10 protein-coding genes are annotated in these 10,358 nt (G+C 43.6%); 4 read left to right on the plus strand and 6 right to left on the minus strand.

Annotated elements, in window-relative coordinates:
• Nucleotides 1-16: 16 nt before the first annotated feature.
• The 5 genes from apaG to lptD are packed head-to-tail and all read right to left on the minus strand — an operon-like array spanning nt 17 to nt 5,745.
• The gene (gene apaG, locus L1D50_RS04720; protein WP_010374721.1) at nt 17-406 is read right to left on the minus strand and encodes a Co2+/Mg2+ efflux protein ApaG; all 390 of its coding nucleotides are present in this window, start codon (nt 404-406) and stop codon (nt 17-19) included.
• Nucleotides 390-1,196 (minus strand): 16S rRNA (adenine(1518)-N(6)/adenine(1519)-N(6))-dimethyltransferase RsmA, encoded by an 807-nt coding sequence (gene rsmA / locus L1D50_RS04725; protein ID WP_010606006.1) that lies wholly within the window; start codon nt 1,194-1,196, stop codon nt 390-392. The genes apaG and rsmA overlap by 17 nt, the downstream gene beginning before the upstream one ends.
• A complete protein-coding gene (pdxA, locus tag L1D50_RS04730; protein WP_239965618.1) occupies nt 1,193-2,185 on the minus strand; it encodes a 4-hydroxythreonine-4-phosphate dehydrogenase PdxA in 993 nt (330 codons plus the stop codon). Before pdxA ends, rsmA begins: the two co-directional genes overlap by 4 nt.
• Nucleotides 2,186-2,190: 5 nt before the next feature.
• Complete coding sequence (surA, locus tag L1D50_RS04735) at nt 2,191-3,483, minus strand: peptidylprolyl isomerase SurA (RefSeq protein WP_239965619.1); 1,293 nt, start codon at nt 3,481-3,483, stop codon at nt 2,191-2,193.
• A gap of 15 nt (nt 3,484-3,498) precedes the next feature.
• Nucleotides 3,499-5,745, minus strand: coding sequence for an LPS assembly protein LptD (gene lptD / locus L1D50_RS04740; RefSeq protein WP_239965620.1), 2,247 nt, complete (start codon nt 5,743-5,745; stop codon nt 3,499-3,501).
• A 112-nt stretch (nt 5,746-5,857) separates the two neighbouring features.
• On the opposite strand from lptD, the gene L1D50_RS04745 reads away from it, so the two are divergent.
• From L1D50_RS04745 to djlA, 3 genes are read left to right on the plus strand one after another with little or no spacing between them, the layout of a single operon-like run.
• A complete protein-coding gene (locus L1D50_RS04745; protein WP_128728584.1) occupies nt 5,858-6,853 on the plus strand; it encodes a phosphotransferase in 996 nt (331 codons plus the stop codon).
• Between the two features lie 8 nt (nt 6,854-6,861).
• Nucleotides 6,862-7,554, plus strand: coding sequence for an N-acetylmuramate alpha-1-phosphate uridylyltransferase MurU (gene murU / locus L1D50_RS04750; RefSeq protein WP_128728583.1), 693 nt, complete (start codon nt 6,862-6,864; stop codon nt 7,552-7,554).
• Nucleotides 7,544-8,389: a co-chaperone DjlA gene (gene djlA / locus L1D50_RS04755; protein ID WP_138521981.1), complete on the plus strand. Its 846-nt coding sequence runs from the start codon at nt 7,544-7,546 to the stop codon at nt 8,387-8,389. The genes murU and djlA overlap by 11 nt, the downstream gene beginning before the upstream one ends.
• Nucleotides 8,390-8,397: 8 nt before the next feature.
• Here the strand turns inward: djlA and L1D50_RS04760 are convergent, their stop codons facing one another.
• Nucleotides 8,398-9,243, minus strand: a complete 846-nt coding sequence (locus L1D50_RS04760) for a DUF3530 family protein (RefSeq protein WP_128728581.1) — start codon at nt 9,241-9,243, stop codon at nt 8,398-8,400.
• 112 nt (nt 9,244-9,355) lie between these two features.
• Between L1D50_RS04760 and L1D50_RS04765 the strand changes: the two genes are divergently transcribed.
• On the plus strand, nt 9,356-10,291 hold the full coding sequence (locus L1D50_RS04765) for a DUF368 domain-containing protein (RefSeq protein WP_239965621.1): 936 nt from the start codon (nt 9,356-9,358) through the stop codon (nt 10,289-10,291).
• The last annotated feature ends 67 nt before the right edge of the window (nt 10,292-10,358 follow it).

Consider the following 10,358-nt stretch of genomic DNA (forward strand, 5'->3'; position numbering starts at 1 on the left):
CACAATAAAAACGATATTAATGCAAAATATTTGGACAGGAGAGTCTAAATACATTGATTGGCGCTTTAAACTCGGTGCCAAACTCATTACGCATTAAATAATAGCCTTCCATCGTACCAACTGGGGTATCGAGTACCGCGCCGCTGGTGTACTGATAGCTTTCACCAGGACGAATGGTAGGCTGCTCACCAACAACACCATCGCCTTCTACTTCGGTCTCTTTGCCATTCGCATCGGTAATGAGCCAATAGCGACTATGTAGCTTAGCGTTACATAAGCTATGGTTTTTGATGGTAATTGTGTAGGCAAACACATATTTGTCCTTTTCAGGCTGTGATTGCGCTTCAACGTAAAAGGTCTCCACCGATACTTTGATCGGTGAGCCAATATTAGTTTGAGTTGTCATATATCCAATTTGCAATTTCAATAAACTGGTTAAGCGACAGATTCTCAGCGCGAAGCGTAGGGTCGATACCTAAGTTTCGCAACTGCTCTTCGGTTAACAGGTTCGATAAGCTATTTCTTAGTGTTTTGCGACGTTGATTGAACGCTTCCAAACATACAGTATTCAAAAGTTTAGTGCTCTTAGCTGTACGTTGTGACGGATCTTTTGGGATCAATCGAACAACGGCCGAGTCAACTTTTGGTGCAGGTTTAAAGCAATGTGGCGGTACTTCAATCACAGGAATAGCGTGACAATAGTACTGCGTCATTACGCTTAAGCGGCCAAAGGCTTTGCTACCCGGGCCCGCAACCATGCGGTTAACCACTTCTTTTTGCAGCATAAAGTGCATATGCTCGACTTGATCGGCAAATTCAAATAGGTGAAATAGCAAAGGGGTTGATACATTGTAAGGTAAGTTACCAAAGATCTTTAGTTTTTCCCCTTCTTTGATTAAAGAAGAGAAGTCAAACTTCATCGCATCACCTTGGTGAACCGTTAATTTAGGTCCCAAGAATGGATGATGGATCAAGCGCTCGGCAAGATCTTTGTCGAGTTCTACAACGGTTAGGTGACCACTTAAATCACAAACTGGCTCAGTGATAGCACCTAAACCAGGACCGATCTCAACCAGATTGTCTTCAGGTTTTGGGTCGATAGCAGTTACTATCTTGTCGATAATATTGTTGTCATTTAAGAAGTTTTGACCAAAGCGTTTACGCGCTCTGTGTCCGAGATGTACTTTATCTGTCATGCATTCTGTGCTTTTTTGGTTGCGAGCTTAATTGCTTCGCGGATCGCTAATTCAAAACTACCCACTTCAACATCACCAGAGCCGGCTAAATCAAGCGCTGTACCGTGATCGACCGATGTGCGAACAAAAGGTAATCCTAGGGTGATGTTTACTGAGTTTCCAAAACCTTTATATTTTAACACAGGTAAGCCCTGATCGTGATACATTGCAAGCACAGCATCAGCATTATCTAAATATTTAGCTTGGAAAAGGGTGTCAGCTGGCAGCGGTCCAACCAAGTTCATGCCTTGTTTATTCAGCATTTCCAGTGTTGGCTCAATGGTTTCTATTTCTTCACGACCAAGATGACCACTTTCTCCAGCGTGCGGATTTAATCCACAAACTAATACTCTTGGTTGTTCAATACCAAACTTGGTTTGTAGGTCGTGATGTAAAATATGAATGACTTTGCTGAGACGCTCAGGCGTAATCGCCTTTGATACATACGCCAGTGGGATGTGCGTCGTTACTAGCGCTACACGCAGCCCTTCGGTTGCGAGTAGCATAACGACATCAGCGGTATCAGACTGCTGTGCAAAGTACTCAGTATGACCGCTAAACGAGATCCCAGCTTGGTTAATTATACCTTTATGAACAGGGCCCGTGACTACCGCTGCGAATGTCCCATCCATATTTTTTTCAGAGGCAATGCGCAAGGTTTCGAGCACATAATGGCCATTAGTTTCATCTAATTGACCAGCGACCACTTCAGCACCTTTGTCTACTTGAAGGTAGTAAATGGCACCAGCGGGTGCCGCTTCAGGCGTAGCATCACTATCAAATGGCAGTAACTTGATTTGCTCACCAAGTTCTTTGGCACGTTTTTCTAGAATGCTTTTATCAGCCACCGCAACCAACTGAGCAGGCCATGCATGCTGAGCCAGTTTGATAACAAGATCTGGGCCAATACCTGCAGGCTCACCTGGTGTAATTGCGATTCTGAGTGTCATAGCCGTTATTCCGTTTCGATAATTTCAATATGCGCTTGGTCACGCATTTCTTTAATCCATTTAAAGCTTTCTTCTTTAAATTTACGGTTAAACAGCAGACGGTGTGCGCGATTTAACTTGGCTTGTTCTGTTTTATCGGCTACGCGTTTATCTAGCAGTTGTACTATGTGCCAGCCAAATGTACTTCTAAATGGTTCACTGATCTGATCTTTTTCTAGCGACAACAAAGTGTCTCTAAACGCTGGTACGTATGTAGTCGGATCTGTCCAATCGTATTCACCACCTTTAAGTGCAGAGCCTGGGTCTTCAGAATATTCTTTAGCCAGTTCTGCAAAGTTAGCGGTACCTGCGCGCAAGTCTTTTACAAAGCCCGCTAGCATCGAGCGTGCTTTTTCTTCACTTAGGATAATTGACGGCTTGATTAAGATATGACGTGAACGCACCTCGACAGTTTCAACAACTTCACGACCACGAATATCTTGTACTTTTAGAATGTGGAAACCCGCGCCTGAGCGCAGTGGACCAACGATGTCATCTTTTTTCGCGCCTTTAATCGCTTCAGCGAACAAGGTTGGCATTTCGTTAATCCCCATCCAGCCTAGTTGACCACCATCTAGCGCTTTTGAGCCGCTCGAGGAGGCAATTGCGATACGCTTAAATTCTTTGCCTTCGTTCAAAAATTTAATCACGTTATCAGCACGCTCACGAGCGTCTTCAATCTCTTCTGGGGTCGCTTTGTTTGGGATTTTAATCAAGATATGGCCGATATCGTATTCTTCTGAGCTACCAGTTTGCTCACTCAAGATTTTTTGTAGGTTAGTAACCTCTTGAGGGCTAATATAAATACGGCGATCAACGCTAGCACGACGCACTTGGCTTGTGGTTATTTCTTTACGGATCTCTTCTCGATATGCCTGAAAGCTTTCGCCACTCGCTTCCACTGAGCGACGTAAGTCAGCGATAGTACCGCCCTGATCTTGGGCAATATTTGCAATGGTCTGGTCTAATTGTGCATCAGAAATTTGCATACCCATGCGATCACCCAGTTGCAACATTAAAGATTGCTCAATGAGTTTATCGATGGCTTGCAAGCGTAATGTTCTATCGCTAGGAAGTTCTGTGCCTTGTTGCTCAGCCTGTTCTTTAACCCGATTTATTATTTGATCGACTTCGCTTTGTAAAATTACACCATCATTTACCGTGGCAACAACAGTATCTAGCTTTACACGCTCAGCATGTGCTTGAGTAAACAGGCCTGCACTTAATGAGGCCACTAATAACAACTTTTTTAAATTCATACGGCTTTCTAAATTCTATTTATTCAAAAAATACGGTCTACGGTAACCAAAAATACCCTGTTGAAGGAGTTTACTCGCATCACCACTGCTTTGGCTTCCAAGCCCTGTAAGGACAAATTTCAGGCTGAAGCCAGAATCAAACACTGCTTCATCATTGGTAAGTGTTTGGTTTAAGTTTGTTTCAATTTGACGATTCGCAGTCACCTGAATGGCCCAACAACAAGACTGATATTGAACACCCACAAAGGATTCAACGCTTCTGTTTGCTGTCATATCACGGTGATAGCTTGCTACAAATTGCCAGTTATCGTCAATTGGTAAACTTGTAAATAGACCGACTTGGTCAATTTCATAGTCTGAGACATCATTAATATAACGATGGTTCAATTGTACTAACTGCTTGTTGTCTCCTTTATAGTCCAGGGTAAAGTGAGACTGCACTAACTCTTTGCTATCCACGTCATATTGTACCCCACCCGAAAGGTACCACCGCTTATGCCAATGTAACATGGATTCGGCGGCAAACAGTGCATTATAGTTAGTATCATCAGTAAACAGCTGTTCAGAAGGCTTTACAGATGACTCGAGGTAAATGATTTGACCTGCACTGAAGTTAAAGCGTTCGACATTGCTGCTATCGAATACACGAGTGGTTGCCCCCACGGTGAATTGGTTGGCTTCTGCAATACGGTCATAACCTGAGTAGCGGCGTGCTCTAAACAGACCAATGAAGTCATCTTGTAACTTAGCCGTGTCGTACCAGCCAATTTGGCTTTGCTCTCTGTGCGGTGTGTAAAGGTACTGAATTTGTGGCTCAAGTGTTTGTGTACCTTGTTCAAAAAAGAACTCGGTACTGCGTTCAAAATTCAGTTGTCCATGTACTCGTAAACTTGGCAAGGTACGTGTGACGGACTCTTCATAGTCTGTATCGGGGGCATCTATATTTTGTTCGTAGCGAGTGTGAAGTAGACGTGCTTCTGAGGTAAATGACCAAGCGTAGTCGCTGCGCGAAAAAGACACGCGAGGTTCTAAATGTAACCTCGATGCTTCAGAGATTGCCAATGTATCATTTTGAAAATAGGCAAACTCACCCTCAAAGTCCCAATCAAGGCCAACAAGTTCATAACTGTCACGTGTACGGAAGCTAATTTGCGGTAGTGCAGTGTAGGATTCTCTATGATCACCCAATACTTCAAAATCTTGCAGTTTTAAGTCAACCAACCAGTCGTCACCTAGATAACTCAAACTGCCGGTACGATACAATTGGGTGTCGGTTTCGTTGGCGTACTCGGATGTTAAGTCAGTGAGGTAGTTATCGTCACTCACATTGGTGACATCAACAAATGCGCGCCATTTATCACTTAAATAGCTTTTTTGTTGCCAATGCACTAAATAGCGATCGTCTAGCTGCGGCTCTGAATCATCCTTACTGAGATATTCCACCCCGATTTTACCTTGATGTTGTTCAGTTAGATATCTGAACTCGGTAATAAGCTGAAATCCTTTATTGGCCATGTATCTTGGCGTTAAGGTCGCATCATAGTTAGGGGCTAGATTGAGATAATAAGGGGTGATCAGCTCTAAACCAAACTTATTCGAGCTAGAAATTGTTGGCGTCAGCAAGCCAGATTTTCGTCTATCATCGATTGGAAATGTAAAATAGGGTAAATAAATAATAGGCGTGTCCATAATTTTGAACACCGTATTATAGGTCTCACCCCAACCGTCTTCACGAGAAAGTACAATGCTGCTTGCCTCGATACTCCAAAATGGGTCATCAGCAGGACACGTGGTAAAGCTGGAGTTGTCGAGTGAAATTTTGCTGCCTGAGGCATGCAATTTCTCTGCACCACCGCGGCCCTGCTGGTCTGTTAATTCATATTCAGCACCAAGCAAGCTCACGGTGTTAGCATTTAAATCCGCGAATAGCCCATTACTGTGAACTTTGGTAAATTGATCACGATAGAGTAGTGGTCCAGAAGCGCTGAGCAGGCCTTCTTTTTTATCGATTAGCGCACGTCTAGCTTCTAAGCTCATGGTTTCAGTGTTAATCACCACATTGCCCGAAAACTCAGCACTATCAGTACCTTGTAGTTCTAAGTCATCGGCAACGATATCAATGGCATGTTTGGGCAGAGAGGCTAACGGCTTCCAGTTTTCTGGCTGCATATAGTCTTTACATTGTGCGGCGACAATGTTCGTATTAGCAAAAGCTGTAGAATGAATAGCGGATAATACAGCCAAGCCCCAAATTTTGCGCATTTAATAACCTATTAGCTGAGCATTTAATAATAAGCTCATCATGATAAATGAAAACTGTCGGAAATACAGTAGCATTTAAATATTTACAAGTAGAAGGTGTAATAGTAAATCCATGAATAGTCAAAACCAGCGCGTCGAGTTTATTCAGCAAACACTACAAAGCGACGATTTTACATGTGAGGCTATCACCTCGGATGCCAGTTTCCGCCGTTATTATCGCGTCAAACAACAAACGAAGTCGTGGATCTTAATGGAGACACCGGTCGATAAACTCGATAATGCCCCTTTTATTGGTTTAAATACGGTGTTTGCAAAGCAAGGGCTCAATGTGCCACAAATCCTTGCGCGTAAAGAAGAGCAAGGGCTGTTACTGTTACAAGATTTGGGTTCTGAGCATTTGGCCGATAGGTTGGCATTGCCTTCTCGGCTAGAGGACTATCGTGCGTTGATAGCGCTTATTCCTAAAATAGCCAAAACACCAAAGAGTGAATGGATGAAACCCTATGATGCTGGGTTCGTTGATATGGAACTTAATATCTTTTATGAGTGGCTTGTAACAAAATGGCTTGGCTTAACACCCACCGAATATCAACAAGTGCAGTGGCATAATGTGAAGTTGAAACTCGTTGATGCGATGACTCGTCAGCCGCAGGTTACGATGCATCGAGACTTTCATAGTCGCAACCTGATATGTCATCAGTCTCAGTGGTATCTCATTGATTATCAGGATGCGGTACAAGGACCTGTCACTTATGATGCGGTTTCTTTGTTGCGGGATTGTTATACTCGCCTTGATGCACATGAGTTAACTGAGCTTCAGCAACATAGCTTTGATTGCTTAAAAGCGGCAAATTTATTAGGCGGTATGGATTTTAGTACCTACCAACATTACTTTGACTTAACGGGGATGCAAAGGCACCTTAAAGCGGCCGGAATTTTTACTCGCCTATTGCAGCGAGACGGCAAAGGCGGGTACTTAGAAAATATTTTGCCAACCTTACACTACCTCGTTGAAGTGGCGAATAAGTATAAAGAATTTCAGTGGCTTGCAAGCTGGCTAGAGAATGACATAATGCCTCAAGCTCAGGCCAAATTAGGCACAAAATAGAAGTAATAATGAAAGCGATAATTTTATCTGCTGGTCGTGGTAAACGTATGATGCCACTGACCGCAAACCAACCAAAACCTATGCTTAACGTTGCAGGAAAACCACTACTAGAGCACCATCTCGAGCGCTTAAAAGCGGCTGGGATCTGCGATATCGTGATAAATCTTGCATGGCAAGGTCAGGTGATAAAAGACTATTTCGGTAATGGTAGTCAATTTGGTGTCAATATTGAGTACAGTGATGAACCTGAGGGGGGATTAGAAACCGCAGGTGGAATCATTCAAGCTCTGCCGATGTTATGTGAACAGGATGACAGCTTTATTGTACTCAATGGCGATATTTTTACGGACTATGATGTTAGCAGCTTGGTGCAGTTACAGCTCGGCAGCGCAGCAGAGGGCCATTGCGAAGCGCACATTGTATTGGTAGAAAATCCCGAACATAACCCTGAAGGCGACTTTTGTCTTGCCCATCAGCCGCTCAATCAGCAAAAGTATACCTTGTCCGGCATTGGTAAATATCACCAAAGTTTTTTTGCCGAGCTTGGGGCTGGCTTTATAAAACTAGGGCCGTTGCTGCGCAGTGGGCTTGAGCAGCATAAAGTTTCTACTGAACTGTATTTAGGCGCATGGGACGACATCGGCACGCCGGAGCGACTAAAAATGATCAATGATAAGTTAGGATATAGCGATGTGGGGTAAGTTATTAGGCACAATTTTCGGCTTTTTATTTGGTCGTTGGTTAGGCGCTATTTTAGGTTTTTATCTCGGCCATTTATTTGATAAAAGTTTGCGTCAGGATTTTGATAAGGTCGGTGGCTTTCAAGGTTTCATGAAAGGTGAAGATTTACATGAGCGCCAAGCTTTGTTCTTTTCCAGCTGTTTTTCTGTGATGGGACATATTGCAAAATCTAATGGTCGTGTCAGCGAAATCCACATTCAAGCCGCGTCTGCATTTATGAGTGAAATGGGCTTGCAGGGTGAAGAGCGAAAAGAAGCGCAACATGCGTTTACAGCGGGAAAAAGCGGTGACTTTTCGATAAAAGAGGCTGTGACTGATTTTAAAGAGGCTTTTGCTAGACGCTATGATTTGAGACAGCTGTTTTTAGAAATTCAGATTCAAATGGCATTTTGTGATGGTCATGTGTCTGACGCGGAGAAGGCCTTACTTAAACAGGTTAGTAAGTATTTAGGCTTTGCAGAAACCCACTTTTTATTCCTGCTAAAGCGCTACCAAGCAGAATTTGAATTTCGCCGCTCGCAGGCGTCGGGGAGATCGCAACACCAACACCAGCAACAGGGCGGCCGTCAACCGGCATCACAAGATAATGGCTTAAACCGTGCTAAAGCGCTGGCTGTACTGGGGTTGAGTGAAGAGGCCAATGAGCGTGATATCAAAAAAGCCTATCGCAAATTGATGTCGCAGCATCACCCTGATAAATTGGTGTCACAAGGCTTGCCTAAGCATATGATGGAAGTGGCAAAGCGCAAAAGCCAAGACATTCAGTCTGCTTATGAATATTTAAAAAAGAGCTAACCTGAAAACTATAAGACGCGTAAAAAGCCGAGTAATTCCTTTCTGAGTCTTTGATGTTGGAGAGGATCGGTTTTTTCTCCAAAAAGCTCCCGTTGGCGATAATCAAGCTTACTATTCTTTCTTGCCCAGCGCGCTCTATCCTGCGTATTATCGACCACAATTGGATTGTCAAAACTGTAGTAAACATCCAGCAAAGCAGGGCTTATCAGAGAAAGGTTGGATGCCAGATGCTTTTGCCGTGTTGCATTAGGCAATTGTGGGCTAACAACGGCAAATGCATCTATACGTAGGTTGGGCAGTGTTGCTAAATACTCACCGAATAAACCTGCGCTATTACCAAATGCGACAACCACCAACTTTTCTGTTTGAGTCATGGATAGCGTGTTATAAAGTACCTCGAAGCGGCTGACCAAGGCCATTTTATATTCATCGAGATTTGATTCAGAAATGGGTGAAATCAGTTTCTGAACAGGCTTTTCAGCGTCGGGGAGCACGATGTCTTGCTCCAGCAAACTCGGTGCATAAGAAAGATCGGGCGGAGTGAGGGTATAAGTATCATAACCATCGTCGCTTAATCGCTTTGCAAGAAAGCTTATGCCGCTGTTATTGAGCGGTGGAGTTTGCATGTCGGGCAATAAGATCACGATGCCTTCGCGAGCGGCTGCCATATATTCTTGATGAAACACATAAAAGCTTTCATTTTCACTTTCCAGCTTGATTAGCTGCGATGGCTCGTAGAAGCGATTAGCGTCTTGCTGATAAAGAGAACCAAGCGGTGCTGCATCAATGTGCTCTGCTGCAAAAGTCGTGATGGATATAGAGGTTGCGAGTAATAAAAGCGTTCTTATGATCATGGTACAAGCGCATAAAACATCATAATTTGTTATCGACCAGTTAAGTGAAAGCTTTAGCTGTCGCTATTTTTTGGGTTAAACTGCTCGGCAGTGAAAATGAAAGGAGAAATTTGTGCAGTACAAAGATAGCAAACGAGACTATCTCTTTATGTTTTTAAAAGGGGCTGGAATGGGCGCTGCGGATGTGGTCCCGGGCGTTTCTGGTGGTACCATCGCTTTTATTACTGGTATCTATGCACGTTTTTTAAATGCCATTAAAAGTGTAAATTTACAGGCCTTGAGCACATTGCGCCGTGACGGTCTAAAAGCCACTTGGCAGCACATTGATGGTGGCTTCTTACTGGCGGTATTTTCTGGTTTGCTCATCAGTGCAGCGTCTTTGGCGAAGGTGATCACTTATTTATTGGAGGCACACCAAACACTGGTATGGTCATTTTTCTTTGGTCTTATCGTCGCATCTTTTATCTATGTTGCAAAACAGGTCTCTCATTGGAGTGGCCAAAATATTATCGCCTGCGCAGTCGGTGCTATCATAGCTTTTGCTATTACTGCCCTTTCACCGGCTGAAGCGCAAGCATCTCATTGGATGTTTTTTATTTCAGGTGCTATCGCCATTTGCGCGATGATCTTACCTGGGATCTCAGGGAGCTTTATTCTACTGTTGCTGGGTATGTATGGCCATGTACTCAGTGCGGTGAACCAGCTTGAATTTGGCTTAGTGAGTCTATTCTTACTCGGTTGTATTGTGGGGTTAATGTCGTTTTCGCGTCTACTCAGCTGGCTATTGGCGCACTATCAGCAAGTAACGTTCTCGCTACTAGCTGGCTTTTTGCTGGGCTCGCTTAATTTATTGTGGCCTTGGAAACAAGTGCTTACGACTTACGTGAACTCCAGTGGTATCGAAAAGCCATTGAGTCAGGCCAACATTCTGCCTGCGCAATACAGTACGCTGTACGGTCAAGACCCGAATACGCTGGCATGTATTGCGCTTGCCGTCGCTGGCCTTGCGTTGATCTTAACCATCGAAAAGATAAGCGAAAAATATTAATAAAATAGACATCTAGAACAATAGATACGTAAGCTCAACGAATGCCTATATGTCTATTGTTCTAAAC

Origin of the sequence: Pseudoalteromonas sp. Isolate6 (assembly GCF_022398435.1) — a bacterium.
Classification (GTDB): domain Bacteria; phylum Pseudomonadota; class Gammaproteobacteria; order Enterobacterales; family Alteromonadaceae; genus Pseudoalteromonas; species Pseudoalteromonas galatheae.

Excerpts from the sequence above, each read along its gene's own strand:
- L1D50_RS04745 (WP_128728584.1), top strand. The coding sequence starts at position 5,858 with ATGAATAGTCAAAACCAGCGCGTCGAGTTTATTCAGCAAACACTACAA.
- murU (WP_128728583.1), top strand. The coding sequence starts at position 6,862 with ATGAAAGCGATAATTTTATCTGCTGGTCGTGGTAAACGTATGATGCCA.
- rsmA (WP_010606006.1), bottom strand. The coding sequence starts at position 1,196 with ATGACAGATAAAGTACATCTCGGACACAGAGCGCGTAAACGCTTTGGT.
- L1D50_RS04760 (WP_128728581.1), bottom strand. The coding sequence starts at position 9,243 with ATGATCATAAGAACGCTTTTATTACTCGCAACCTCTATATCCATCACG.
- surA (WP_239965619.1), bottom strand. The coding sequence starts at position 3,483 with ATGAATTTAAAAAAGTTGTTATTAGTGGCCTCATTAAGTGCAGGCCTG.
- lptD (WP_239965620.1), bottom strand. The coding sequence starts at position 5,745 with ATGCGCAAAATTTGGGGCTTGGCTGTATTATCCGCTATTCATTCTACA.
- apaG (WP_010374721.1), bottom strand. The coding sequence starts at position 406 with ATGACAACTCAAACTAATATTGGCTCACCGATCAAAGTATCGGTGGAG.
- djlA (WP_138521981.1), top strand. The coding sequence starts at position 7,544 with ATGTGGGGTAAGTTATTAGGCACAATTTTCGGCTTTTTATTTGGTCGT.
- pdxA (WP_239965618.1), bottom strand. The coding sequence starts at position 2,185 with ATGACACTCAGAATCGCAATTACACCAGGTGAGCCTGCAGGTATTGGC.